This window comes from Mesorhizobium sp. P2_D6 (assembly GCF_056404315.1).
This window is the reverse complement of record NZ_JBFUEG010000003.1, coordinates 362,295-385,992: the sequence shown is the minus strand read 5'-3', so window position 1 is coordinate 385,992 and position 23,698 is coordinate 362,295. Positions and strand designations below refer to the sequence as shown.

Genomic DNA, 23,698 nt, shown 5'->3' with positions numbered 1-23,698 from the left:
GATTCGTCCTCACCCGAAAGGGGAGGTAACATTTTGCCGGGGCGGGCTGCCCCGGTCTCAAACCAGAATCAGGCGCCCCAGAATCAGGCGGGAGCTTTGACGCTGATGCCCTTTTCGACGAGGAACGTCTGCAGTTCGCCCGCCTGGAACATTTCGCGGATGATATCGCAACCACCGACGAATTCGCCCTTGACGTAGAGCTGCGGGATCGTCGGCCAGTTCGAGTATTCCTTGATGCCTTGGCGAAGTTCGGCCGAGGTCAGCACGTCGACGCCCTTATAGTCGGCGCCGATGTAATCGAGGATCTGCACCACCTGGCCGGAAAAGCCACACTGCGGAAAACCGGGCGTGCCCTTCATGAAAAGGACGACGTCATTGCCCTTCACTTCGCTGTCGATGTAGTCGTTGATGCCGCTCATGGAATATCCTTTCACGCCTGTGGGAGTCAGGCTCGAAGCATAGCCATCAAATAAACCCATAGATGGGCCGAAACAAGATGTTTGCGCCGCTGCCGCGGAAATGGCGCAAAGGATCGCCTGTCTTGGGCCAAGCATCCCGCCCGATTGCAGCCTTCGGAAGATGATGAAAAAACGACATGGCGCCGCCCTTCTGATCGCAATCCTGGTGGCGGCGACAGCCATTATCTGGTGGCCGAGACGCCCGGAGCCGCCGCCACCGCTGGTTGTCGGCGGCGAATTGCCCGCACCCTGTCGGAATGTCGCTTTCGAGGCAGTGACCTATGTCGTCTGCGAGATCGATCTTCGAGCCGACAGCATCGGAGTTTTCCATGCCGGTGCCGACGGCAAGCCCTTCGGCTCGCTGGACGCCTTCGGCAGAGCAACGGCCGGCGAGGGCAGGCCGGTACTGCTCGCCATGAATGGCGGCATGTATCATGAGGATTTGTCGCCGGTCGGCCTCTTGGTCGAGAACGGCAACGAAAAGTCGCCGCTCAACAGTGCCGACGGCGAAGGCAATTTCTTCCTGAAGCCGAACGGCGTCTTTCTGGTTGGCAAGGACGGCAAGGCCGCGGTCATGGAAAGCAGCGCCTATGTCGCGGCGAAACCCGATGTCGCCTTCGCCACGCAGTCGGGCCCGATGCTGGTGATCGACGGTCAGATTCACCCGCGCTTCGAGCCGAACGGCACCTCGCGCCACATCAGGAACGGCGTCGGCGTGCGCGATGAATACACCGTCGTGCTGGCGATCTCACGTTCGGAGGTGAGTTTCGGCAGCTTCGCCCGGTTGTTCCGCGACGCGCTTGGCTGCCGCAACGCGTTGTTCCTCGACGGCGCGGTCTCGGCATTGTCGGATAGAAAGAGAATGATCGTCGGCGGAAAATACCCGGCAGGGCCGATCATTGCCGTTTCGGCCAGGCAGCCGCTGACGCAGTAGGCGAGCCTGGCTTCAGTCCGGCACGCTGGTCTGCAGTGCCAGCGCGTGCAGCACGCCGCCCATATTGCCCTTCAGCGCGTCATAGACCATCTGGTGCTGCTGGACGCGACTCTTTCCCCGGAAGCTCTCGGCCACCACCTCGGCCGCATAGTGATCGCCGTCGCCGGCGAGGTCGCGGATCGTCACCTTGGCGTCCGGAATGCCGTCCTTGATCAGTTTTTCGATGTCGTGGGCATCCATTGCCATGGCAAAATCCTGTTCTGGGCGGCGGCTAGGCAGCTTCTACGAGGTGACTCGGGGGCAAGCCTAAAGCCTTTCTGGTTCGGGTTGAAGCCGTTCTGTCGGTGACGCAGTGTCTAAGGCCCATCCTGCCGCGGGTGGACCACACCATCCTCGGTAATGTCATCGCGGGTCGAGAACCCCCGGCCAAGGCTGAAGACCAGCACATAGAGCGGAATGTTGATCACTAGGTTGACGATAGGGAGATAGCTGGTCATCTGCCAGAGCGGGGAGAAAAACGCCTGGCCGTAGCCGTCGCAAACCAGCGACGAGCCATATTCCCACAGCGCCCCTATGATCGCGGCAGCAACAAAAAGCTTGATGCAGGTGATGACATGCCTTGCTCGCGCCGGCTCCGGCAAAAGCCGGATCCAAAGCACCAGGCAGATGATCGGAACCGCATAAAGGAGGTTCTGCAGGACCAGCATCGGAAGCGCGCCGTTGGCCGCCTCAAGGAACTGCTCGCGCCTTTCCAGCAGCGGACAGACCTCGCTTGAGGTCGTCGACAGCAGAAAAAAGACGAACGGGCCGAGGAACCAGAAGAAGAACAGCGACGGCCAGAAGACGACAGCGATCAGCGTCCGGGCAGCCAGTCTGCTCAACTGGCCTTGTCCATGAAGCGCGGAAACCAGCCTTCATGGGCGGCGGTCAATTCGCTGACCGGGATCGCCCTGGCATCGCCGAGTTTCAGCTCGCGCCCGCCGGTCGAGCCGATCCATGGCGCAAAAATGCCGAGCTTGCTCTGCTCCTCGCGGATGGCGTCCCATTCCTTGCTCTGCGGATCGACCGACAGCGTCAGGAGGTAGCGGCCCTGGTCCTCTCCGAACCAGACCGGGATCGGATCGGTGCCCGCAAGGCCGGGAATTGTAGCGCCGATGCCGGATGCCATCGCCATTTCGGCCAGCGCCACGGCAAGGCCGCCATCGGAAAGGTCATGCGCGGCAGTCACCACGCCCGACGCGATCAGGGCGCGCACATGGTCGCCGACGCGCTTCTCATGCGCGAGGTCGACCGGCGGCGGTGGGCCGTCGGTACGGCCATGAATGTCTCTGAAATAGGCGGACTGGCCGAGATGGCTGCCCCATGTCGCCGGCGCGCCGACCAGCAGGATCATCTGGCCCTCGGCGGCAAAGCCTATGCGCGTCATCTTCGACCAGTCGGCGATCAGCCCGACGCCGCCGATGGTCGGTGTCGGCAGGATTCCCTGGCCGTTGGTCTCGTTGTAGAGCGAGACATTGCCCGACACGATCGGGAAGCCGAGCGCGCGGCAGGCATCGCCAATGCCTTTCACCGCGCCGACCAGCTGACCCATGATCTCGGGCCGCTCCGGATTGCCGAAATTGAGGTTGTCGGTGGCCGCCAAGGGCAGCGCGCCGGTGGCGGTCAGATTGCGCCAGCATTCGGCCACCGCCTGCTTGCCGCCCTCATAGGGATCGGCCTCGCAGTAGCGCGGCGTCACGTCGGAAGAGAAGGCGAGCGCCTTGGTCGCATGGCCCTCGACGCGTACCACGCCGGCGTCGCCGCCGGGCAGTTGCAGCGAATTGCCCTGGATCAGCGTGTCATACTGCTCCCACACCCAGCGGCGCGAAGACAGGTCCGGCCCGCCGAGCAGCTTCAGCAGCGCGTCGGCGACATCGGCCTTTGGTGCATCGCCGGCCGCCAATGCCGCCGGCTTCTTCGGCTCGACCCAGGGGCGGTCATATTCCGGCGCCTTGTCGCCAAGGTCCTTGATCGGCAGATTGGCGACCTCGTCGCCCTGGTGGATGACGCGGAAACGCAGATCGTCTGTGGTCCTGCCGACGATGGCGAAGTCGAGGCCCCATTTGTGGAAGATCGCCTCGGCTTCCTTTTCCTTCTCGGGGCGCAGCACCATCAGCATGCGCTCCTGGCTTTCCGAGAGCATCATCTCATAGGCGCTCATGCGCTCTTCGCGCACCGGCACCTGGTCGAGCTGAAGTTCGATGCCGAGGTCGCCCTTGGCGCCCATCTCGACCGCCGAGCAGGTGAGGCCGGCCGCACCCATGTCCTGGATGGCAATGACTGCACCCGATGCCATCAGCTCCAGGCAGGCCTCGAGCAGGCATTTTTCGGTGAAGGGATCGCCGACCTGCACGGTCGGGCGCTTCTCGTCGATCTTGTCGTCGAATTCGGCCGACGCCATGGTGGCGCCGCCAACGCCGTCGCGGCCGGTCTTGGCGCCGAGATAGACGACCGGCAGACCGACGCCCTTGGCTTCCGACAGGAAGATCGCATCGGTCTTGGCCAGGCCGGCGGCAAAGGCGTTGACGAGGATGTTGCCGTTGTAGCGAGCGTCGAAATTGACCTCGCCGCCAACCGTCGGGACGCCGAAGGCATTGCCGTAACCGCCGACCCCGGAAACCACGCCGGAGACCAGATGTCGCGTCTTGGGATGGTCCGGCGCGCCGAAGCGCAGTGCGTTCATCGCCGCGATCGGCCGCGCGCCCATGGTGAAGACGTCGCGCAGAATGCCGCCGACCCCGGTCGCCGCACCTTGATAGGGCTCGATGTAGGAGGGGTGGTTATGGCTCTCCATCTTGAAGACGACGCAGTCGCCGTCGCCGATATCGACTACGCCGGCGTTCTCGCCCGGACCCTGGATGACCTGCGGCCCGGTGGTGGGCAGCGTTCGCAGCCATTTCTTCGAGGATTTATAGGAGCAGTGTTCGTTCCACATCGCCGAGAAGATGCCGAGTTCGGTAAAGCTCGGCTCGCGCCCGACCAGATCGAGGATGCGCTGGTATTCGTCGGGCTTCAGCCCGTGCGCGGCAATGAGTTCCGGAGTAATCGGCACGGAATTGGAAATGGTCATGGGCAGCGATTGGTATCCATGGGAGAGGGGGATTGCTGAGTCCCCTCTTATCGCAAGCTTTGGCGTGATACACCCCATCCGCTGACGAAAAACGCCGGAAAGCTACAAGGCGAGGGGGCAGCGGAGCCCGTCGGGGAACGCTATGGCATTCCGGCCGTTAGGTCTCCAATCAATCAGGAGATCTGGATATGGCCACCAAGCAAGGCAAGAAAGACAATCGCCTCTCGGACAAGGAAGCTATGCATCTTGCCGAGATCACCGACGTTTCGCCGCAACAAGCCAAGGACCTGGCCGAGAAGCACGGCAAGGAAAAGGGCGCGAAGGAAGCCAAAAACTTCAAGGCAGAGGGCTGACCGAGGCCAGGGTCGCGAGCATCAGTTAAGCCTCAACGGGTCAGGAAGACCTGTCGTAGCCGGCGCGGCCTTCCTCCAGCAGTCGACGGATCACTTCGACACCGCCGGCAATCTCCTCGCGCCGCCTTGGCTGCGAGACGCCGAAACGCACGCCATGGAAAACCTGGTCGGAACGCCCCGCCTTGAACTCGTCCTCGTCGTCGAGGAGCACGCCATTTTCGAGGCAGGCACTCCGGAAGGTGCCGGACAACCAGGGGTCGGGCAGCGTGAGCCACACGAAGGGCACGCTGTCGTGTGACTTGAACGCGAAGCCGGCCAATATTTCGCGCACGATGGCGATGCGGGCGGCAATTTCGGCGATGCTGCGCTTGCGGATATCGCCAGCCTGCCCGGACAGAACCAGCCGCGCATTGACCTCCGCCAGCAGGAACGGCATGCCGCCGGTCATCATCTTGTGAGCGACGCGGATGCGATGGCGATAGGCGGGCGGGCAGGAGAGCCAGCCGCCGCGGACGCCGGCGGCAACCGATTTCGACAGGCCACCGGCAACGATGGTGCGCTCGGGCGCATATTCAGCGATGAGCGGCGTCGGGTCCTCGGTCAGACCGCCATAGAGATCGTCCTCGATGAGGATGACATTGTACTCGCGCGCGACGCGCGCGATCGCCTCGCGACGCGAAACCGACAGGATCGCCAGCGTCGGGTTCTGCACCGTCGGCATCAGGAAGATCATTTTCGGGTGCTTTTGCGCGCAGACGCGCTCAAAATCCTCGGGATCGAGACCTTCCTCGTCCGATGCCACCAGTGCAATGCGCCGCCCGATCAGCCCGGCGCTGCGGGCGATCTGCGAATAGGTCAGGTGCTCGAAGGCGACATAGTCGCCAGGCGTGGTCAGCGCCGCGATCGCCGCCATGACAGCGGCATGGGTGCCGAGCGTGGGAACGATGGTCTCGGCCGCCGGGCGGAACGAATTGCGCGATAGCCAGCGGGCGCCGGCCTCGAACCAGCGCTCCGGAAAATCCCTGGTGTAGCTGGAAATCTCATGCGGGTGATCCTGCACCGTGCGTAATAGCATGTCGGCAACAATAGCGCCCTGGCCGATGTCGGGCGCGGCCGTGCTGTCGAAGCGCAATTTGCCGGGCGGCGCATCGACATAGCGCGTGCCTTGCACGGCGGGCTCGGCGAATTCGGGGCTCGCCGCTTCCGATTGCTGGGCCAGAACATAGGTTCCGCGTCCGACCTCGCCGCTCACCAGCCCTCGCTCGCGCAGCAACTGATAGGCCCGGCCGATCGTGCCGACCGTGGTGCCGATGTCATAGGCGAGATCGCGCTGCGGCGGCAATTTTGCTCCGGCGTCGATGATGCCCTTGTCGATATCCGACTCAATGCTGTCGGCAAGGCGCTGATAGAGCGGGCCGGAACCGGTGGTGAGGTCAGGAAGCCAATTTGTCATGGTGACAATTTTGTATATTGCACCGAATTAGGAGTCAATACATATCAGCGCCGTACCGAAACGGGTACAATTTGCAACCTTGGCAGAAAGACAATGGATACATCAGAGACAATCCGCTGCGCGGGCATTGAACTGGTCGAGCCGCGCCCGTCGGGCCGGCGAGGCTTTGTCGGCCGCATCGTGCAGGTGGTCAGGTCGCTGGCGCAGCAGATCGACGCGCTGATCGAGCGCCGTCGCGGCCGCTTGGCCCTGCTGGAAATGACCGACGAGCAGCTTAAAGATATCGGTGTGTCGCGTTCCGATGCCTACCGCGAAGGGATCCGGCGCTTCTGGGACTGACCCGGGACCGTTCCAGTCAGCGACGGACGCCCGGTGCCCTGAGGCGTGAGACGCCCTTGTCGGCAAGCACGGCGAGGATGCACAGCACCAGAAAAACCCCGGTGACGACCAGCGCTGCAAGCGCGACGCTGGTCACACCGTTTTTCGCAACGTCCAGGAACGGGTAGGGCACTTCGCCCGCGATCGGCGCCCGCGCCAGCGCGTAGGCGAGATAGGCGATCGGATAGGTCATCCACCAGGAGATGTCGCTCCAGCGTGTCCTGCCGTCGGCACCCGCCAACAGCCACCACAGCACGAACAGCACCGGCGTCACATAGTGCAGCAGCACGTCGCAGAATAGAAACAGGCCCTGCGGCTGCCAGAGCTGTGCCAGAACCGTGGCATAGACGATGAAGACAAGTGCGATGGAAACCGCGACGCCTGCGCGCATCCGCGGTCCGGCAAAGGCGGGCAGCCAGGCATAGCCGCTGGGTGACAGCAGCGAGGTGTGGACCAGCACCGCACCGATGTTGGTCAGGATGGTGAAGAAGCTGAACAGGAAGACGATGGAGCCGAGAAAGCTGCGGCCGGCTTCCATCGACGCCGGGATGGTGATGCAGGCTTGCAGGACAAGCCCGGCCAGACCAATGACCAATCCCGCAATCTGCAGGAAGCGGCCCATGGCGTCAGGCGGCCGCGTTACACGAGGGATTGCCCGTCTGCCAGCGCGCAATGTCGGAGCCGATGCGAGCGCCGAGCGGATCGTCCATCAGCGGACCGAACACGTCGATGCGGCTGGAATTGCCTTGCGCCTGGACGACTAGCAAGGGCTTGCCGCCATAATGCTTGGCAGGAACCAGCAGGAAGCGTGGCGTGCCGCTGAACGAATTCAGCTCATTGGCCATCTGGTACGACTTGAAGGCGGGATCCTTGCTGGCGATCCAGCATTTGTGGGCTGATATCGCCACCTGTTCCATGGCCAGCAGCGAAGCGCTCTTGCCCGCAGGCGCCGGCGCGCTCTTCGGGCTGGACTGGCAGGACGCCAACGCCAAGCCGGCGGCGGTCAGGAGAGCCATCCGGGCAATCGTCAGTCTCATGGTCAGCCGCCCCCGCGCTTTGAAAGGAATTTCAAAAAGGATATCAGGCGGCGATGCCGAGCGCGCCTTCGAATAGCGCGCGGCCATCGCTTCCGCCATGCGCGGCCTCGATCAGGTTCTCCGGATGCGGCATCAGGCCGAGCACATTGCCTTTTTCGCTGATGATACCGGCAATGTCATTGATCGAGCCATTGGGATTGGTGCCCTCGGCATAGCGAAACACCACCTGTCCTTCGCCTTCGAGGCGGGCAAGCGTGTCGGCATCGGCAAAATAGTTGCCGTCATGATGCGCCACCGGCGTGCGGATGATCTGGCCCGGCTGGTAGCGGCGGGTGAACATGGTGTTGGCGTTCGCGATTTCGAGCTTCACCTGCCGGCAGACGAATTTCAGCGACGCATTGCGCATCAGCGCACCGGGCAGCAGGCCGGCCTCGACCAGGATCTGGAACCCGTTGCAGACGCCAATGACCATGACGCCCTTTGCCGCCTTTTCCGCCACCGCCCGCATCACCGGCATGCGCGCGGCAATGGCGCCGCAGCGCAGGTAGTCGCCAAAGGAGAAGCCGCCGGGGATGGCGATCAGGTCGACATCGGGGATTTCAGTGTCGGTCTGCCAAACGGTGGCCGGCGCCTGTCCCGAAATCTTGGTCAATGCGGCGATCATGTCGCGGTCACGGTTGAGGCCGGGGAGAAGAACGACAGCTGATTTCATTTCGGTTCGTAAGGCCTCTGATTTTCGGCTAGCTCTCGCAAATCGAGGCGCTGCTCAATCCGTTCAAGACGTTGATCGATGCGACCGGCTATCGCGTAGATGTTGCCGACATCCGTTTGCGTGCTCAAAGCCTGCAGCCGGATCGCAACAATCTCTTGCTTAACTTCGCCTAGACCATTCTCAAGCCGATCCATCCTTGAATGGATTTTCTTGAGGAGTTCGTACATCAGCTCATTCGTGACTTCAGGCATCCGAGCCCCCGGATACAACCTCAGGTAAGCGTCACATTATAGTTCTCAATCACCGTGTTCGCCAGCAGCTTGTCGCACATGGCTTTCAGATCTGCCTCGGCCTTGGCCTTGTCGGTCTCGGCAAGCTCGAGGTCGAACACCTTGCCTTGCCGCACCTGGCCGACGCCGCCGAAACCCAGGCCGGACAGGGCGTGCTCTATGGCTTTTCCCTGGGGGTCGAGCACGCCGTTCTTGAGGGTGACGGTGATGCGGGCCTTGATCATGCTGGACAGGTTCCTGTTCGAGTATGGGTTTAGTGCGGCTTGCCTTTGATGCCTTCGGTCGAGGCGACGAGCACCGGGCCGGTCGGGCGCGGCGGCTCGTTCTCGTTCATGATGCCGAGGCGGCGGGCGACTTCCTGATAGGCTTCGACGAGGCCACCCATATCGCGGCGGAAACGGTCCTTGTCGAGTTTGTCCTGCGTCGCCACGTCCCACAGCCGGCACGAATCCGGCGAAATCTCGTCGGCAACGACGATGCGCATCATGTCGCCTTCGAACAGGCGGCCGCATTCGATCTTGAAGTCGACGAGCTGGATGCCGACACCCATGAACAGGCCGGAGAGGAAGTCGTTGACGCGAATGGCCAGCGCCATGACGTCGTCGATCTCCTGCGGGGAAGCCCAGCCGAAAGCGGTAATATGCTCTTCCGACACCATCGGGTCGTCGAGTGCATCGGCCTTGTAATAGAATTCGATGATCGAGCGCGGCAGAACGGTGCCTTCCTCGATGCCGAGGCGCTTGGACAGCGAACCGGCGGCGACATTGCGCACCACCACTTCGAGCGGAATGATCTCGACTTCCTTGATCAACTGCTCGCGCATGTTGAGCCGGCGGATGAAATGGGTCGGAATGCCCATGCGGTTCAGATGATTGAAAATGTACTCGGAAATGCGGTTGTTGAGCACACCCTTGCCGTCGATGACCTCGTGTTTCTTCTTGTTGAACGCAGTGGCATCATCCTTGAAGAACTGGATCAGCGTGCCGGGTTCTGGTCCCTCATAGAGGATCTTGGCCTTGCCTTCATAAATGCGGCGGCGATTTTTCATCTGATTTTTTCTCTGGATTTGCGGGCAGGCGGCGAGCGACCAGTTCCTGTCCGTCTGCCTCAATTAGTGCGGCGACGGGTGGGTCAATGCCGGGTCTATCCCAATCACAGCGTTTGCTCAATCGGCAAATCCTTCTCGTTGGCCGCTTTCAGGAATGAAATGCCGCAGCGCAGCAAGTGATGTAGCATATTGACCGACCCGCGCCCTTTTGGTTTGTGCTGCGGCAACACACATATCCACCGCCAACGCGAATCGATTTCACCGGAGGGAAGCCATGAGCAGCATGAAAGACCGCGAAGAGGGTTTTGAGCGCAAATTCGCCTTCGACGAAGAACTTCGCTTCAAGGCCTCCGCACGCCGCAACAAGGCGCTTGGCCTGTGGGCCGCCGAAAAGCTGGGCAAGTCCGGCGCTGACGCTGACGCCTATGCCAAGGAAGTGGTTGTTTCCGACATCGAGGAAGCCGGCGATCACGACGTGTTCCGCAAGATCCGCAAGGATTTCGACGCCGCCGGCGTCGACCAGTCCGACCATCAGATCCGCCGCACCATGGACGAATTGATGGCGGAGGCGATCGAGCAGATCAAGAACACCTGATTCCAGCCACTTCTGGACCAATCGACCGCCCGGCCCAGCCGGGCGGTTTTTCTTTGCCTTTTCAGCCTTTTCCGGCTGAAACTGCGCGCAGGCCTGCTGAAGGGCCCGTGCCAACAAGGAAAAGCGCCGATGTCCCTAAAATCACGCCTGGCGGCGGATGAAACGCTGTTCACCGCCTGGTCCGGGGTTCCGGACGCTTTGACGGTCGAAATCATCGCCAAGCAGGGTTTTGACGCCGTCACACTCGACATGCAGCATGGCGGACACCACGAAGACTCGGTCTTGCGCGGCCTGGTGCCGGTGCTCGCCGCCAACAAGCCGGCGCTGGTGCGCATTCCGGTTGGCCGCTTCGACATGGCTAGCCGCGCGCTCGACTTCGGCGCCGAGGCGGTGATTGCGCCGATGGTCAACTCGGTGGCCGATGCAAAGCTGTTCGCCGCCGCGATGAAATACCCGCCGCTCGGCGAACGCTCCTGGGGTCCGACCTATGCCTTTCCGCGCCACGGCAAGGGCGACCATGCCGAGTGGCTGCGCGATACCAATCAGCGCACCATGGCCTTCGCCATGGTCGAAACGCGCGCCGCGCTCGATGCGCTGGACGGCATTCTCGATACGCCCGGCATTGACGGCATCTTCCTCGGTCCATCGGATTTCTCGATCGCCTGGTCGAACGGCGCCACCATCAACTCGACGCTGGAAAGCATGATGGAAACCGTCGCCTCCATCGCCGAGCGGACACGCAAGGCTGGCAAGCATGCCGCCATCTACGTCGTCGAGCCGGCGATAGCCGGCCGCGTCGTGGCAATGGGCTACCGGCTGCTGGCGATGGGCTCGGACCACGCGCTGATTTCACTCGGCGCAAAAACCCTGATCAAGAGCATGAACGATTCGATCAAGGGCTAAGGCGCGACGCCTCCCCCCGGTCAGGCCTTGAGGTCGGTCAGGAACTTGGCAAAGGTCATCGATCCCTCGGGCCACGGGCCGAAGCCGGCGTCCTCATTGAGGTGACCGGTTTCGCCGGCATCGATGAACAGCGAGCCCCAGGCGCCGGCAATGTCCTCGGCAACCTCGAAGGCGCAGAACGGATCGTTGCGGCTGGCGATCACGATGGACGGGAATGGCAGCGGCTCGCGCGAATAGGGGCCGAAGGTCATCAGGTGCCTCGGCCTTATCTCCGGATTGGCGACATCGGGAGGCGCGACAAAAAACGCGCCTGCGACCGGCTTCCTGAATTGCGGTATGGCCTGCACCGCGGCTGCCACGCCCAGCGAATGGGCAACGATCACCACCGGCCGCTCCGCTACGTTGACGGCGTTCGCCACGCTCGCTGTCCAGTCCTCGCGCACCGGCTTCGACCATTCGGCCTGCTCGACTCGGCGCGCCGTCGACAGTTTGGACTGCCAGCGTGTCTGCCAGTGTTCCGGGCCTGAATTGGTGTAGCCCGGCACGATCAAGATATCTGCGTCTTTGACTTTCATGCCGCTGAGATAGCGAGCAGCTCTGTCTCGTGCAACCATGCTGATGCACGCAATGTCATCACAATTGTGAACAACCTGTTCGATTCTTTCCGTCTTGTGTGAACGACCGGGATAGACGATCTGAGATGTCAGATTGGGACCATCGACAGAATTGCTGGGCGCCTCGGACAGTGCGCCGAATGGAGAGTTTTATGAGCGAACTGCCCTTTGCCGCGACTACCCCCGTCAGTGTGTCACGCGTTGGCCTGAAGGCGCGCGATGCCGAGAGCCTCGCGGCCTATTACCGTGCCGTTGTCGGCCTGCAGGAATTGAGCCGCGCCGACGGCGCGATCACGCTGGGCGCCGCGGAGCGCCCGTTGCTGGTCATCGAGCCTGACGCGGCGGCCAAGCCGGACGATCCGCGCAGCGCCGGCCTGTTCCACACCGCTTTCCTGCTGCCTAGCCGCGCCGATCTCGGCCGCTGGATCAACCATGCTGCCGCCAACAAGATCCGCATCGAGGGCGCCTCCGACCATCTGGTCAGCGAGGCGCTGTACCTGACTGACCCTGAAGGCAACGGCATTGAAATCTATAGAGACCGCCTGCCGGAGGAGTGGAAGTGGAACGGCGACAAGATCGCCATGGCGACCGAGCGGCTGAACCTGGCAGCCGTGGCTGCCAGCGTGCCGGCCGGAGACGCCGGCTGGCAGGGCGCGCCGCAAAACAGCATTGTTGGCCACGTCCATCTGCGTGTCGGCCGGCCTGAAGACGCCGAAGCCTGGTGGCACCAGGAGTTCGGCTTCGACACGGTGGCCAAATATGGCGGCCAGGCGGTGTTCCTGTCGTCCGGCGGCTACCACCATCACATTGGTGGTAATTCGTGGCACAGCGCCGGTGCCGGCCGCCGCGACCTGTCTCGCACCGGCCTTGCCTGGGTCGAGATGCGGTCGGACAATGTGACCAAGGAAACGAGCCGCGAGGATCCGTGGGGCACGGTGATCAGGACGGTTCCCGGCAAGGCGTGATTAGACAACGTTGGCGGTTGGCGAAAGCGGCGGCGAAATCGTCTTTCTCCCCGTATAGTGACGGGGAGAAGGAAGCTAAGCTTCCCCAAAAACCCGCTTGAAGATCGTGTCGACATGTTTGGTGTGATAGCCAAGGTCGAATTTCTCGCGGATCTCGACTTCGGGCAGCGCTGCGGTGACCTCCTTGTCGGCCAACAGTTCCTCAAGGAAATCAGCGCCTTGTTCCCACACCTTCATGGCGTTGCGCTGTACCAGACGGTAGGCGTCCTCGCGTGATACGCCGGCCTGCGTCAGCGCCAAAAGCACGCGCTGCGAATGCACCAGGCCGCGGAACTTGTTCATGTTCTTCAGCATGTTGTCGGGATAGACCAGCAATTTGTCGACGACGCCGGTCAGCCGCGACAGCGCGAAATCCAGCGTCACGGTGGCGTCCGGTCCGATCATGCGCTCGACCGACGAGTGCGAGATATCACGCTCGTGCCAGAGCGCCACATTCTCCATCGCCGGCAGCGCCATGGAGCGAACCATGCGGGCAAGGCCGGTAAGGTTTTCGGTCAGCACCGGGTTGCGCTTGTGCGGCATGGCCGACGAGCCTTTTTGACCCGGCGAAAAATACTCTTCCGCTTCCAGCACCTCGGTGCGCTGCAGATGGCGGATCTCGGTCGCCAGCCGCTCGACCGACGAGGCGATGACGCCAAGCGTGGCGAAGAACATGGCGTGGCGGTCGCGCGGGATGACCTGCGTCGACACCGGTTCCGGCTTCAGCCCCAGCTTTTTAGCCACATGCTCTTCGACATAGGGGTCGATGTTGGCAAAGGTGCCGATCGCGCCCGATATGGCGCAGGTCGCGATATCCTCCCGCGCGTGCACCAGCCGCTCGCGGCAGCGCGAGAACTCGGCATAGGCTTGCGCCAGCTTGATGCCGAAGGTGGTCGGCTCGGCATGGATGCCGTGGCTGCGGCCGATGGTGACGGTGTCCTTGTGCTCGAAGGCGCGGCGCTTCAGCGCGGCGAGCAGGCCATCCAGATCGGCGAGCAATATGTCGCTGGCGCGGCTGAGCTGCACCGCAAGGCAGGTGTCGAGAACATCCGACGAGGTCATGCCTTGGTGGATGAAACGCGCATCCGGCCCGACGAATTCGGCGAGATGGGTCAGGAAGGCGATGACGTCATGCTTGGTGACGGCCTCGATCTCGTCGATCTTGCCGACATCGAATTTGGCCGCATTGCCCTTTTCCCAGATGGTCTTGGCAGCTTCCCTGGGGATGACGCCAAGCTCGGCCAGCGCATCGCAGGCATGGGCCTCGATTTCGAACCAGATGCGGAAGCGGGTTTCCGGCGACCAGATGGCGACCATTTCCGGCCGGGAATAGCGAGGGATCATCCGTCAGTCCTGATATGTCGGTGGTTAAGTCCGCCTCCTAACAGAGGCGGACCAAATGCTCAACGCTGCTGGTGCGCAAACCACACGCTGGCGACGGCAAGCGCGATGAATCCGAGTGGAAAATAGAGCCGCACGCCCAGCACCACGAACTGATAGAGCGCCGTCAGCGAGGTGAACACCAGTTCGAACGCCCAGAGGACGGTGAAAGCCTCGGCGTGCCATTCGGCGTAGTAGGAGCGGTATTGCAGGGCAAACAGCCCGCCAGTGAAGGCGAGTGTCGTGGCAAGCAGGCAGATGAAGCCAGCGGCAAACGCCACTTCCGACGGCCGGCCGAGCGAGAGCAGCCGCGCCGCAAACAGGCCGAAGGGGAAGGCAAGTGCTGCGCCCATGGCATAGAGCAGGACGACGAAGCGGATCTTTTCCGGCGTCTCCCAATTGTCGAGCCAAAGGCCGGCCAGCGCGCTGGCGCCCATGGCCATCGCCCACAGCAAGGCACCGAGAAGAGCCGCGACCGTCGACGGCACGGCGCGGCGGACACGGTTGCCGGCGCGCTGGCGCCAGCCGGGTTGATCGAGCGATGTCACAGGCGGCCGGTCACGGCGATCCAGCGGAAATCCGGTCCTTCGAAGCCGTATTGGCGCACTGCGATCAGCACTGCATAGGCGCTGATGCTGTCCATGGAGAATATCTGAACCGCGCCGATCCGGTAGCCGTTCGGGCAACCGCGGCTTTTCGGGATTGATTTGTCCTCATGCAGAAGATGCGTCTGGCCGCCATCCCGGGCTTCGATGCGCAGCAACCGAAAACCATCGATCTCGCCCTGGCTCTCACAGCCCGCCGTATTGTTCATGCCGATCTCGTCGAGCCGGAATTCGAGCGGCGGGTCGACCGGCGAGAAGATCGGCCGCGGGTTGACCACCATGCGGAACGGGTCGGCCGACAATTCGGTCACCGGGTTGAAGCCGGCGGTGATGCCGCGGTTCGCGGCAAGTTCTGCCTGGGCAATAATGACTTCGCCGTTCTGCCTTGCCTGCAGACGGGCCGTGTCGAGCGAGGCGGTCTCGTCCTCCAGCCGGACCCGGATCGGCGTGCCTTTCAGGAATGTGTCGTCGGCGGTGTCGATGTAGTAGCGGTTGGCATAGGGAAAGCCCGATCCGTCCGCGACGCCGTATTCCTCGAAGGCGAAGACACCGCCGTCTCTAGTAAAGCCGAGGATCTCGAGCTCGGCGACATCGCCCGCCCGGGCGGCGATGCCGGATGCCAGCTGCACCAGCAGGCAAACGCCAATCAGGACAAGATTTCGCATCGGGGTTCCCGCTCCGGCCGCCATGGTTCGATCGTTCCCTATCATGAGACAGTCAAAACATCGTGCTATGCAAAAGGCGATGCATCCAATTGCGCCTCTGTTTGTTATCGTCGATCGCTTTCAAAAGGAGAACTCCCCATGACCGAGGCCAGCAAGATTCGCGAACATATGGAAGTGGTCGGCGCCGACGGCGTTCATCTCGGCACCGTCGACAAGGTCGAGGGCGACCGGATCAAGCTGACCAAGGCCGACAGCGGCATGGGTGGGCACAAAGGCCATCACCACTACATTCCCTTGAGTCTGCTGGCCGAGGTCGATGGCAAAAAAGTCTGGCTGTCGGCGAATTCGGACGTCGCGGTCAGCTTCGAGGAAGAAAAATCCGACCCGACCTGATCGGATTACGCGCCTAGCGCGACGACCACACCGGAAACAGATCGCCATCGGCCGGCGTCGCGGCATGGATGCCGCGGCTGATGGCGCGCGCCATGGTGGCACCGGCGGCGGCAAAGAAGTCGACCGCATCGTCGGCGCCAAGCTCGATGCCACTCTTGCCCGTCGCCAGCGCGAACACCAGGTCGCCGTCGGCCGGCGTGTGCACCGGCCAGATGGCGCGCACGAAGCCGTCATGCGCCGAAATGGCCAGCCGCTTGGCCGCCGCTTTGGTCAGCACGGCGTCGGTGGCGATGACGGCGATGGTGGTGTTGCCGCCGGCCTCGCCCGTCCCACCCACACGCTTGTCGCGATATTTCAAAAGGATCCGCCTGGCGTCGTCGGGCATGGGCGAGGGATAGCCAAGCCCGCCGAACTCGTCGCCGATTTCGAACGGTGCTGCCCAGAAATGGCGCGTTCGGGCGATGGTCACCGAGCCGGTCGGGTTGGCGGCGGCGAGCGCGCCGATGGTGACGCCGTTGTCGAGCACGGTCGAGGCCGAGCCGAGGCCGCCCTTCAGCCCGGAACTCAGCGCGCCGGTGCCGGCGCCGATTGTGCCGAGCTGAAAGTCGATTGTTGCCGTCTGGGCGGCTTCGTAGCCGAGGTCACGGTAGGGCGGATAACGGCCCCAATCCTTGTCGCCGCCATTGCGCAGGTCGAACAGGATCGCCGCCGGCACGATCGGCACGCGAAAACCGCCGACATCGACGCCGATGCCCTTTTCGCGCAACGCCGCCTGCACGCCCGAGGCGGCGTCGAGGCCGAAGGCCGAGCCACCCGAAAGCACCACGGCATGAACCGCTTCGATGGAATTGTGCGGTTCGAGCAGGTCGGTTTCACGCGTGCCCGGCGCGCCGCCCAGGATCTGCACCCCACCGACCGCCGGTTCGTCGCACAGCACCGCCGTCACCCCGGATTTCAGCCTGGCATCGCCGGCGTTGCCGACGCGCAGGCCGGCGACATCGGTGATCAAATTGCGCGGCCCGGTGCGGAACATCAGTTCGTCTCCGCCGGCACGAAACGCGTCCCGTCGAAGCGGAAGGCGCGATAGAGGTTTTGGGTCAGATCGCCTTTGTCGTCGAACCGCAGTGGGCCGATCGCTGTGGTGAAATCATGCGCGGTGAGCGCGTCGGCCAGCGGCTTGCCAGAGGTCTCGGCTGCCGCAGAGGCCGCCTTGGCTATTTCCACCGCGGCATAGGCCGGCAATGTGTAGCCGTCCGGCGTGATGTTTTTGGCCGCAAATGCCGCCAGCACCTTGGGATCGGCGACATCGGCCCATTCCGGCGGCGCGATCATCAGTGTGCCGACGGCGTAAGGCACGTCACTGGGTGGCGTGCGCAAGTTCTCGCCGCCGGCAAAGGTGATGCCGGCCTCGAGCTGGCTGGCGTCACGGCCCATAATCGCGATGTCGTCGCCGTCGCCGCCGGCAAAGACATGCGTCGCGCCCGCCTTCTTCAGCCGACCGATCAGCCCGATCTGGTTGTCGAGTTGCGGCCGGAACGTGTCGGTGAAGACCGGCTTCAGCGCCGCCTGTTCGGCGGCTGCCCGCAATGTCTCGGCGATCTCGCGGCCGTAGATGGTGCCGTCATCGACGATGGCGAACAGTTCGCTCTGCCAGAGACGGGTGAGGATGGTGGCCACCGCATTGCGCTCATCATCGCCGCGCGGCCCCAGCCGATAGACCGGCCAGCCGGTCTTGGCGCGGCGATCGGTCAGGCTTTCGGTACGCACGCCGACAGTGATCACCGGTATGTGGGCGTCCTTCAGGATCGGCAGCGCCGCCTGGATTGCCTCGGTGCAGAGGAAGCCGACGACGATGTTGACCTTCGCCGCGGCAAACTCCCTGGCGGCGGCAGCGCCGCCATCGGCGGTGCAGGCATCATCAACCGTCTTGATCTCTACGCCATTGGCTTCAGCTGCCAGGCCAGCGCCAGCCTCTATCTGCTTGCCGAGGATCGCCGACGGACCGGACAGGGGCGCGGCGACGCCGACCAGCAGTGTCTGAGCGCCGGCGGCTGCCGGCAACAGCCAGAGCAGTGCCGCTATTACAGCTGTTAGGGGTCGCATTCTGACGAAGAATTCCTCCGTGCCGGTCGCATGCTTCCAGCGTCTCTTGCGCCAAGACCTAAAGGCTGCCCGCCCCAGGCGCAACACGCGAATTTGCGGATTGGCGTCAAGCACTTCGCTTGTGGCCTATTGTGTGCCGCCATATATAACGCTTGGATTCCCGCTTATGGAAAATCATCGGTGCTGAAGTTGAACGACATAGGGCCGCAGGCCTATCGCGACGCGATGGCGCATTTTGCCGGCCACGTCCATGTGGTGACCACCGACGGTGCCGCCGGCAAACGCGGCACGACGGTGATCGCCGCCTGTTCGGTGTCGGACACGCCGCCGACGGTTCTCGTCTGCCTCAACCGCGAGAATGCCAAGAACGAGCTGTTCGTGCAAAACGGCCGGTTTGCGCTGAACACCCTGGCTTCGCACCAGCAGCCGCTATCGGTGGCGTTTTCGGGCCTGACCGGCCTGTCGTCCGGTGAGCGTTTTGCGCTCGGCGAGTGGGACATCATATCGACCGGCGCCCCGGCCCTGAAGGGCGCTCTCGCCGTGTTCGACTGCGAATTGATCGACACCAAGGATCTGGCCACCCATCGTGTGCTTTTTGGCAAGGTGACAGGCCTGCGCATGGGCGATAATTTGCGGCCGCTGATCTACCACGCCCGCGACTACCACGTGTTGGAAAGCGGAGCAGAGGCGTCAACGGAGAAAGAATGACCGAGCTGAAACCGCGCCCCGCGCCGCGGACGATCGACGAAACGCTCGATCTCCTGACCGGCGCGGACTATGTCGCGGACCGCTCGCTGGCAACGGTCCTGTTCCTTTCGCTGCGCATGCAGCGGCCGCTGTTCCTCGAAGGTGAGGCCGGCGTCGGCAAGACCGAGATCGCCAAGGTGCTGGCGCAGGCGCTCGGCCGCCGGCTGATCCGCCTGCAATGCTATGAAGGCCTCGACGTCTCCTCCGCCGTCTACGAGTGGAACTACGCCGCGCAGATGATCGAGATTCGTATGGAGGAGGCGGCAGGCTCGGTCGACCGCTCCGACATGGAGCGCAATGTCTTCTCCGAAAAATACCTGATCCGCCGCCCGGTGCTCGATGCGCTGACCGGCAAGGCCGGTGCTGCCCCGGTGTTCCTGATCGACGAGCTCGACCGCACCGACGAGGCTTTCGAGGCGTTCCTGCTCGAGATCCTGTCCGACTTCCAGGTGACGGTGCCCGAGCTCGGCACCATCAAGGCGGAAGAGCCGCCGATCGTCATTATCACCACCAACCGCACCCGCGAAATCCATGACGCGCTGAAGCGGCGCTGCCTCTATCATTGGGTCGACTATCCCAACGCCGAGCGCGAGCTGGAGATCGTGCGCCGCAAGGTGCCGCAAGCCAACAGCCGGCTTTCAGCCGAAGTGGTGTCGTTCATCCAGAAGTTGCGCCAGGTCGAGCTGTTCAAGGCGCCGGGTGTTGCCGAAACCATCGACTGGGCCGGCGCGCTGACCGAACTCGACAAGGTGGCGCTCGACCCCGAGACCGTATCCGACACAATCGGCGTTTTGCTGAAATACCAGGACGACATTGCCCGCATCGGCGCGGGCGAGGGCCGACGCATCCTCGACGAGGTCAAGGCCGAGCTTGCGGCGGCGGAGTAGGATAGTGAAGGCGCCGCATCCCGACCCCAGAGAGGCGACGGAAGACGGGCGCATAGCCGACAACATCGTCTATTTCGCCCGCACCTTGCGCAAATCAGGCATGCGCGTCGGGCCGGCCTCGGTCAAGGATGCGATCGAGGCGGTGCTCGCCGCCGGCATCGGCTCTCGCGACGATTTCTACTGGACGCTGCATGCCGTGCTGGTGTCCAGGCACGAGGATCATCCTGTCTTCGACGAAGCCTTCCGGCTGTTCTGGAAATCGCGCGAACTGATCGAAAAGCTGCTGGCGATGTTTTCGCCGGTGGCGCCCGACACCAGGGAGAAGCAAAAACCCCGCGCGGCCGAGAACCGCGTCAGCCAGGCGATGTTCGAAGGCCATCATAAGAACCAGCCGGTCAAGGAAATCCCTGAGTTCGAAGTCGACGCGCGCTTCACCTTCTCCGGCAACGAGGTGCTGCGAGCTAAGGACTTTGCCCAGATGAACGCCGCCGAGATGGCCGAAGCCAAGAAGGCTATCGCCCAGCTGCGACTGCCCTTCGACATGGTGCGGACGCGGCGGTTCAAGGCCGACCCGCATGGCCGCCGCATCGATCCGCGCGCCATGATGCGGTCGGCCGCGCGCACCGGTGGCGACTTGATCCTGCCGAAATTCCGCTCGGCCCGTGAGGTGCATCCGCCGCTGGTCGTGCTCGCCGATATTTCCGGGTCGATGAGCCAGTACACGCGCATCTTCCTGCATTTCCTGCATGCGCTGACCGACAAGCGCCGGCGCGTGCACACCTTCGTCTTCGGCACGCGGCTTACCAATCTGACCCGGCAGATGCGCCATCGCGACCCCGATGCCGCCCTTGCCGACTGCTCGGCGGCGGTCAAGGACTGGTCCGGCGGCACCCGCATCGGCGACACGCTGGCCGAGTTCAACAAGCAGTGGTCGCGCCGTGTGCTGGGGCAGGGCGCGGTGGTGCTTTTGATCACCGACGGGCTGGAGCGCGACGATGTCACCGGCCTGTCGGAAGAGATGGAGCGACTGCACAAATCCTGCCGGCGGCTGATCTGGCTGAACCCCTTGCTGCGCTTCGACGGCTTCGAGGCGCGCGCCCGGGGCGTCAAGGCGATGCTGCCGCATGTCGATGAGTTCCGCTCGGTGCACAATCTCGATGCGCTGGCCGACCTCTGCGCCTCGCTGGACAAGAAATCGGCTGCTTCGGTCGATCCGCGCCGCTGGCTGGAAGCTGGCATCAGGCGCGCAGCATAGCCATATGTTTACTTCTGCAAAAACAGACTCTGAGAGAAGCGATCATGGACAACAGCATCTATCTCGATGAGGCCCGCGACCCGCTGATCATCGCGGAAGGCTGGATGAAGGATGGCAAAGATGTCGCCATTGCCACCGTGGTCGAGACCTGGGGTTCGGCGCCGAGGCCTGTCGGCAGCCATCTGGTCATCGATGCCGAAGGCAATTTCCACGGCTCGGTCTCCGGCGGCTGCGTCGAGGGTGCCGTGGTGAGCGAGGCGATCGACGTCATCGATTCCGGCAAGGCCAAGATGCTGGAGTTCGGCGTTGCCGACGAAACGGCATGGCAGGTCGGCCTGTCCTGCGGCGGCCGCATCAAGGTCTATGTGGAAAGACTGGGCTGACCGCTGATGGATCCCTACGCCCTCAAAACACTGAATGCAGAACGCCGCGCCCGCCGCGCCGCGATCCTGGTCACCGATCTCGGCGACGGCCGCGACCGCATCGTGCGCGAGGGCGATTCCGTCGCCGGCGAACTCGGGCAAGCGATCGCCAGGGCGTTTCGGTCGGGCAGTTCGGGCTCGATCGAGGCAGAGGGACGGACCTTCTTTCTCAACGCGCATCTGCCGCAACCGCGCCTGGTGGTGATCGGCGCCGTCCATATCAGCCAGGCGCTGGCGCCCATGGCAAAGATCGCCGGCTATCCCCTCGAAATCGTCGATCCGCGTACCGCCTTTGCCACGCCGGACCGATTTCCCGATGTCGCGCTGTATGCCGAATGGCCTGAGGATGTGCTGAAGCGCCAACCGCTCGACAGCTACACGGCGCTCGCCGCCGTTACCCATGATCCGAAGATCGACGATTTCGCGCTGAAGGCGGCACTCGATGCCAATTGCTTCTATATCGGCGCGCTCGGCAGCCGCAAAACCCACGCCAAGCGCGTCGAGCGCCTGCTGGCGCTGGGCGCCAGCGCCGACCAGATCGGCCGCATTCACGCGCCGATCGGCCTCGATATCGGTGCCGCCAGCCCGGCTGAAATTGCTGTTGCCGTGCTGGCGCAGACCATCCACGCCTTTCGCTCACGCGGTCTCGAAGCGAAAGGCGCTGCGGCGTGAAATTCGGGCCGGTTCCGATCGACCAGGCCGAAGGCGCGGTGCTCGCGCATGCCACCACGGCCGGCGAGCGACGTTTCCGCAAGGCGCACAGGCTGAGCGCCGAGGACGTCTCGGCGCTGAAAGCAGCCGGCATTGCCGAGATCGTCGCGGCGGTGCTTGCAGCCGATGATCTCAGCGAGGATGCGGCGGCCGAGAAGATCGCCGCAAGCATGGCCCACCGCAACATCGAGGCGAAACCGGCTGCAACCGGCCGAGTGAACCTCCATGCCAAGGCGGCCGGCGTCTTCACCGTCGATGCCACAATGATCGACGCCATCAATGCGGTCGACCCGACCATTACCATCGCCACGCTGGCGCAGCATGCGCCGGTCGGGAAGGGCCAGATGGTGGCGACGGTCAAGATCATCCCGTTCGCCGTTGCCTCGGCCCTGGTCGATGCGGTGGTAAAAATCTGCGCCGGCGGCGAGATCTTCGCCGTCAATGCCTACCAGCCGGTGCGCATCGGCGTCATCCAGACGGTGCTGCCGGGCATCAAGGCCAGCGTGCTCGACAAGACGCTGCGCGTCACCGAGGCGCGGCTGGCGGGCTCCGGCGCCCGACTGACCGCCGAGCGCCGCACGCCGCACGAGATTGCGCCCGTCGCCGAGGCCGCGACCGCATTGGCGCGCGACAACGACATGGTGGTGATCTTCGGCGCCTCGGCGATGAGCGATTTCAGCGATGTCGTTCCGGCGGCGATCGAGAAGGCTGGCGGCACGGTCATCCGCGCCGGCATGCCGGTCGATCCCGGCAATCTGCTGGTGCTCGGCACGCTCGATGGCAAGCGCGTCATCGGCGCGCCGGGCTGTGCCCGCAGCCCCAAGGAGAACGGCTTCGACTGGGTGCTCGACCGGCTCATCGCCGGGCTCGACGTGACCGCCAGGGATATCGCCGGCATGGGTGTCGGCGGGCTTCTGATGGAGATCCCGACCCGGCCGCAGCCGCGCGAGCCGCTGCCGGCGAGAGCCGGGTTGAAGGTCGAGATCGTGCTTCTGGCCGCCGGCCGTTCCAGCCGCATGGGCGGGTCCAACAAGCTTCTGGCGCTGTTCGACGGCAAGCCGCTGGTGCGCCGCACCGCCGAACGCGCGCTTGGTTCGAAGGCATCCAGCACCATTGTCGTCACCGGCCATCAGCGCGAGCGGGTGCGCCAGGCCCTGGCTGGCCTGGACGTGATCTTCGCCGACAATCCGGATTTCGCCGACGGCCTCTCCTCGTCGCTCAAAGCCGGCATCGCCCGGGTTGGAGCCGATGCCGCCGGTGCGATGATCGTCCTCGGCGACATGCCGGGCATCTCCTCGGCCGATCTCGACAGGCTGATCGAGGCCTTCCGTAGGGACGGCGGCCATTCGGTGGTGCGCGCCGCGCATGACGGCCGCCGCGGCAATCCGGTGCTGTTGCCGCGCGCGCTGTTTCCAGCCATCGCCCATCTCGAAGGCGACACCGGCGCCCGCCATCTGGTCGAAGCCGAAGGGCTTGATGTCATCGACGTCGAGATTGGTGACGGCGCATCGATCGATGTCGACACCCGCGAGGCGCTGGAAGACGCAGGCGGCGTGCTGCAGGATTGACAAACCGAAGCTGAAAAACGCATGGCTTGGGCATGGCTCCCGGTTCGTCTATGTCTGCGCATCTACCCCCCTCT

General features: G+C 63.6%; 31 protein-coding genes. 13 read left to right on the top strand and 18 right to left on the bottom strand.

Annotation, left to right across the window (positions count from 1 at the left end; genetic code table 11):
- Positions 1 to 83: 83 nt before the first annotated feature.
- Positions 84 to 419 carry a Grx4 family monothiol glutaredoxin gene (gene grxD, locus AC1D1L_RS08265; protein ID WP_192253553.1) on the bottom strand — a complete coding sequence of 112 codons (336 nt, stop codon included), beginning with the start codon at positions 417 to 419 and terminating at the stop codon, positions 84 to 86.
- Between the two features lie 160 nt (positions 420 to 579).
- Between grxD and AC1D1L_RS08260 the strand changes: the two genes are divergently transcribed.
- Positions 580 to 1,392 carry a phosphodiester glycosidase family protein gene (locus AC1D1L_RS08260; RefSeq protein ID WP_477340362.1) on the top strand — a complete coding sequence of 271 codons (813 nt, stop codon included), beginning with the start codon at positions 580 to 582 and terminating at the stop codon, positions 1,390 to 1,392.
- Positions 1,393 to 1,404: 12 nt separating this feature from the next.
- On the opposite strand, the gene AC1D1L_RS08255 is transcribed toward AC1D1L_RS08260, so the two are convergent.
- From AC1D1L_RS08255 to purL, 3 genes are all read right to left on the bottom strand, one after another.
- Positions 1,405 to 1,638: a BolA/IbaG family iron-sulfur metabolism protein gene (locus AC1D1L_RS08255; protein WP_010909092.1), complete on the bottom strand. Its 234-nt coding sequence runs from the start codon at positions 1,636 to 1,638 to the stop codon at positions 1,405 to 1,407.
- 110 nt (positions 1,639 to 1,748) lie between these two features.
- On the bottom strand, positions 1,749 to 2,273 hold the full coding sequence (locus AC1D1L_RS08250; RefSeq protein ID WP_477340360.1) for a hypothetical protein: 525 nt from the start codon (positions 2,271 to 2,273) through the stop codon (positions 1,749 to 1,751).
- Positions 2,270 to 4,501: a phosphoribosylformylglycinamidine synthase subunit PurL gene (gene purL / locus AC1D1L_RS08245; RefSeq protein WP_477340358.1), complete on the bottom strand. Its 2,232-nt coding sequence runs from the start codon at positions 4,499 to 4,501 to the stop codon at positions 2,270 to 2,272. The genes AC1D1L_RS08250 and purL overlap by 4 nt, the downstream gene beginning before the upstream one ends.
- Positions 4,502 to 4,689: 188 nt before the next feature.
- Here purL and AC1D1L_RS08240 point away from each other — a divergent pair, with 188 nt between their 5' ends.
- On the top strand, positions 4,690 to 4,854 hold the full coding sequence (locus AC1D1L_RS08240) for a hypothetical protein (protein WP_185970361.1): 165 nt from the start codon (positions 4,690 to 4,692) through the stop codon (positions 4,852 to 4,854).
- Between the two features lie 40 nt (positions 4,855 to 4,894).
- Here the strand turns inward: AC1D1L_RS08240 and AC1D1L_RS08235 are convergent, their stop codons facing one another.
- Positions 4,895 to 6,307: an aminotransferase-like domain-containing protein gene (locus AC1D1L_RS08235; protein ID WP_477340356.1), complete on the bottom strand. Its 1,413-nt coding sequence runs from the start codon at positions 6,305 to 6,307 to the stop codon at positions 4,895 to 4,897.
- A gap of 93 nt (positions 6,308 to 6,400) precedes the next feature.
- On the opposite strand from AC1D1L_RS08235, the gene AC1D1L_RS08230 reads away from it, so the two are divergent.
- A complete protein-coding gene (locus AC1D1L_RS08230) occupies positions 6,401 to 6,646 on the top strand; it encodes a DUF1127 domain-containing protein (RefSeq protein WP_477340354.1) in 246 nt (81 codons plus the stop codon).
- Positions 6,647 to 6,662: 16 nt separating this feature from the next.
- Here the strand turns inward: AC1D1L_RS08230 and AC1D1L_RS08225 are convergent, their stop codons facing one another.
- From AC1D1L_RS08225 to AC1D1L_RS08195, 7 genes are all read right to left on the bottom strand, one after another.
- Positions 6,663 to 7,307: a Pr6Pr family membrane protein gene (locus tag AC1D1L_RS08225; protein ID WP_477340352.1), complete on the bottom strand. Its 645-nt coding sequence runs from the start codon at positions 7,305 to 7,307 to the stop codon at positions 6,663 to 6,665.
- 4 nt (positions 7,308 to 7,311) lie between these two features.
- Positions 7,312 to 7,722, bottom strand: a complete 411-nt coding sequence (locus tag AC1D1L_RS08220; RefSeq protein WP_203279350.1) for a hypothetical protein — start codon at positions 7,720 to 7,722, stop codon at positions 7,312 to 7,314.
- Between the two features lie 43 nt (positions 7,723 to 7,765).
- Complete coding sequence (purQ, locus tag AC1D1L_RS08215) at positions 7,766 to 8,434, bottom strand: phosphoribosylformylglycinamidine synthase subunit PurQ (RefSeq protein ID WP_112561440.1); 669 nt, start codon at positions 8,432 to 8,434, stop codon at positions 7,766 to 7,768.
- Complete coding sequence (locus tag AC1D1L_RS08210) at positions 8,431 to 8,685, bottom strand: hypothetical protein (RefSeq protein WP_477340350.1); 255 nt, start codon at positions 8,683 to 8,685, stop codon at positions 8,431 to 8,433. The genes purQ and AC1D1L_RS08210 overlap by 4 nt, the downstream gene beginning before the upstream one ends.
- A 20-nt stretch (positions 8,686 to 8,705) precedes the next feature.
- Positions 8,706 to 8,948 (bottom strand): phosphoribosylformylglycinamidine synthase subunit PurS, encoded by a 243-nt coding sequence (purS, locus tag AC1D1L_RS08205; RefSeq protein WP_477340348.1) that lies wholly within the window; start codon positions 8,946 to 8,948, stop codon positions 8,706 to 8,708.
- 29 nt (positions 8,949 to 8,977) lie between these two features.
- A complete protein-coding gene (gene purC, locus AC1D1L_RS08200) occupies positions 8,978 to 9,772 on the bottom strand; it encodes a phosphoribosylaminoimidazolesuccinocarboxamide synthase (RefSeq protein WP_056594372.1) in 795 nt (264 codons plus the stop codon).
- 104 nt (positions 9,773 to 9,876) lie between these two features.
- Positions 9,877 to 9,999 carry a hypothetical protein gene (locus AC1D1L_RS08195; RefSeq protein WP_281401896.1) on the bottom strand — a complete coding sequence of 41 codons (123 nt, stop codon included), beginning with the start codon at positions 9,997 to 9,999 and terminating at the stop codon, positions 9,877 to 9,879.
- A gap of 47 nt (positions 10,000 to 10,046) precedes the next feature.
- Between AC1D1L_RS08195 and AC1D1L_RS08190 the strand changes: the two genes are divergently transcribed.
- Both AC1D1L_RS08190 and AC1D1L_RS08185 read left to right on the top strand, forming a co-directional pair.
- Complete coding sequence (locus tag AC1D1L_RS08190; RefSeq protein ID WP_352559758.1) at positions 10,047 to 10,367, top strand: DUF1476 domain-containing protein; 321 nt, start codon at positions 10,047 to 10,049, stop codon at positions 10,365 to 10,367.
- A gap of 129 nt (positions 10,368 to 10,496) precedes the next feature.
- On the top strand, positions 10,497 to 11,270 hold the full coding sequence (locus tag AC1D1L_RS08185) for an HpcH/HpaI aldolase family protein (RefSeq protein WP_112561442.1): 774 nt from the start codon (positions 10,497 to 10,499) through the stop codon (positions 11,268 to 11,270).
- 20 nt (positions 11,271 to 11,290) lie between these two features.
- Here the strand turns inward: AC1D1L_RS08185 and AC1D1L_RS08180 are convergent, their stop codons facing one another.
- Positions 11,291 to 11,845 carry an RBBP9/YdeN family alpha/beta hydrolase gene (locus AC1D1L_RS08180; RefSeq protein ID WP_477340345.1) on the bottom strand — a complete coding sequence of 185 codons (555 nt, stop codon included), beginning with the start codon at positions 11,843 to 11,845 and terminating at the stop codon, positions 11,291 to 11,293.
- Between the two features lie 191 nt (positions 11,846 to 12,036).
- Here AC1D1L_RS08180 and AC1D1L_RS08175 point away from each other — a divergent pair, with 191 nt between their 5' ends.
- Positions 12,037 to 12,849, top strand: a complete 813-nt coding sequence (locus AC1D1L_RS08175) for a VOC family protein (protein ID WP_477340343.1) — start codon at positions 12,037 to 12,039, stop codon at positions 12,847 to 12,849.
- Between the two features lie 75 nt (positions 12,850 to 12,924).
- Here AC1D1L_RS08175 and purB read toward each other — a convergent pair whose 3' ends face one another.
- From purB to AC1D1L_RS08160, 3 genes are read right to left on the bottom strand one after another with little or no spacing between them, the layout of a single operon-like run.
- Positions 12,925 to 14,232, bottom strand: a complete 1,308-nt coding sequence (gene purB / locus AC1D1L_RS08170; protein ID WP_477340341.1) for an adenylosuccinate lyase — start codon at positions 14,230 to 14,232, stop codon at positions 12,925 to 12,927.
- A gap of 59 nt (positions 14,233 to 14,291) precedes the next feature.
- The gene (locus AC1D1L_RS08165; protein WP_477340755.1) at positions 14,292 to 14,756 is read right to left on the bottom strand and encodes a hypothetical protein; all 465 of its coding nucleotides are present in this window, start codon (positions 14,754 to 14,756) and stop codon (positions 14,292 to 14,294) included.
- 56 nt (positions 14,757 to 14,812) lie between these two features.
- A complete protein-coding gene (locus AC1D1L_RS08160) occupies positions 14,813 to 15,538 on the bottom strand; it encodes a DUF2259 domain-containing protein (protein ID WP_477340340.1) in 726 nt (241 codons plus the stop codon).
- A gap of 138 nt (positions 15,539 to 15,676) precedes the next feature.
- On the opposite strand from AC1D1L_RS08160, the gene AC1D1L_RS08155 reads away from it, so the two are divergent.
- The gene (locus AC1D1L_RS08155; protein WP_112561447.1) at positions 15,677 to 15,931 is read left to right on the top strand and encodes a DUF2171 domain-containing protein; all 255 of its coding nucleotides are present in this window, start codon (positions 15,677 to 15,679) and stop codon (positions 15,929 to 15,931) included.
- 13 nt (positions 15,932 to 15,944) lie between these two features.
- On the opposite strand, the gene AC1D1L_RS08150 is transcribed toward AC1D1L_RS08155, so the two are convergent.
- Together AC1D1L_RS08150 and AC1D1L_RS08145 are read right to left on the bottom strand one after the other, a co-directional pair.
- Positions 15,945 to 16,964, bottom strand: coding sequence for a P1 family peptidase (locus AC1D1L_RS08150; protein ID WP_477340338.1), 1,020 nt, complete (start codon positions 16,962 to 16,964; stop codon positions 15,945 to 15,947).
- Positions 16,964 to 18,034, bottom strand: a complete 1,071-nt coding sequence (locus AC1D1L_RS08145) for a branched-chain amino acid ABC transporter substrate-binding protein (protein ID WP_477340336.1) — start codon at positions 18,032 to 18,034, stop codon at positions 16,964 to 16,966. The genes AC1D1L_RS08150 and AC1D1L_RS08145 overlap by 1 nt, the downstream gene beginning before the upstream one ends.
- A gap of 180 nt (positions 18,035 to 18,214) precedes the next feature.
- Between AC1D1L_RS08145 and AC1D1L_RS08140 the strand changes: the two genes are divergently transcribed.
- The 6 genes from AC1D1L_RS08140 to AC1D1L_RS08115 are packed head-to-tail and all read left to right on the top strand — an operon-like array spanning position 18,215 to position 23,624.
- A complete protein-coding gene (locus tag AC1D1L_RS08140) occupies positions 18,215 to 18,742 on the top strand; it encodes a flavin reductase (RefSeq protein ID WP_477340334.1) in 528 nt (175 codons plus the stop codon).
- Positions 18,739 to 19,668 carry an AAA family ATPase gene (locus AC1D1L_RS08135; RefSeq protein ID WP_023711480.1) on the top strand — a complete coding sequence of 310 codons (930 nt, stop codon included), beginning with the start codon at positions 18,739 to 18,741 and terminating at the stop codon, positions 19,666 to 19,668. The genes AC1D1L_RS08140 and AC1D1L_RS08135 overlap by 4 nt, the downstream gene beginning before the upstream one ends.
- A 4-nt stretch (positions 19,669 to 19,672) precedes the next feature.
- Positions 19,673 to 20,923, top strand: a complete 1,251-nt coding sequence (locus AC1D1L_RS08130) for a vWA domain-containing protein (RefSeq protein WP_477340333.1) — start codon at positions 19,673 to 19,675, stop codon at positions 20,921 to 20,923.
- 44 nt (positions 20,924 to 20,967) lie between these two features.
- Complete coding sequence (locus AC1D1L_RS08125; protein WP_023734542.1) at positions 20,968 to 21,306, top strand: XdhC family protein; 339 nt, start codon at positions 20,968 to 20,970, stop codon at positions 21,304 to 21,306.
- 6 nt (positions 21,307 to 21,312) lie between these two features.
- Positions 21,313 to 22,017, top strand: a complete 705-nt coding sequence (locus AC1D1L_RS08120; RefSeq protein ID WP_477340331.1) for an XdhC family protein — start codon at positions 21,313 to 21,315, stop codon at positions 22,015 to 22,017.
- Positions 22,014 to 23,624: an NTP transferase domain-containing protein gene (locus AC1D1L_RS08115; protein WP_477340329.1), complete on the top strand. Its 1,611-nt coding sequence runs from the start codon at positions 22,014 to 22,016 to the stop codon at positions 23,622 to 23,624. The genes AC1D1L_RS08120 and AC1D1L_RS08115 overlap by 4 nt, the downstream gene beginning before the upstream one ends.
- Positions 23,625 to 23,698: the final 74 nt, after the last annotated feature.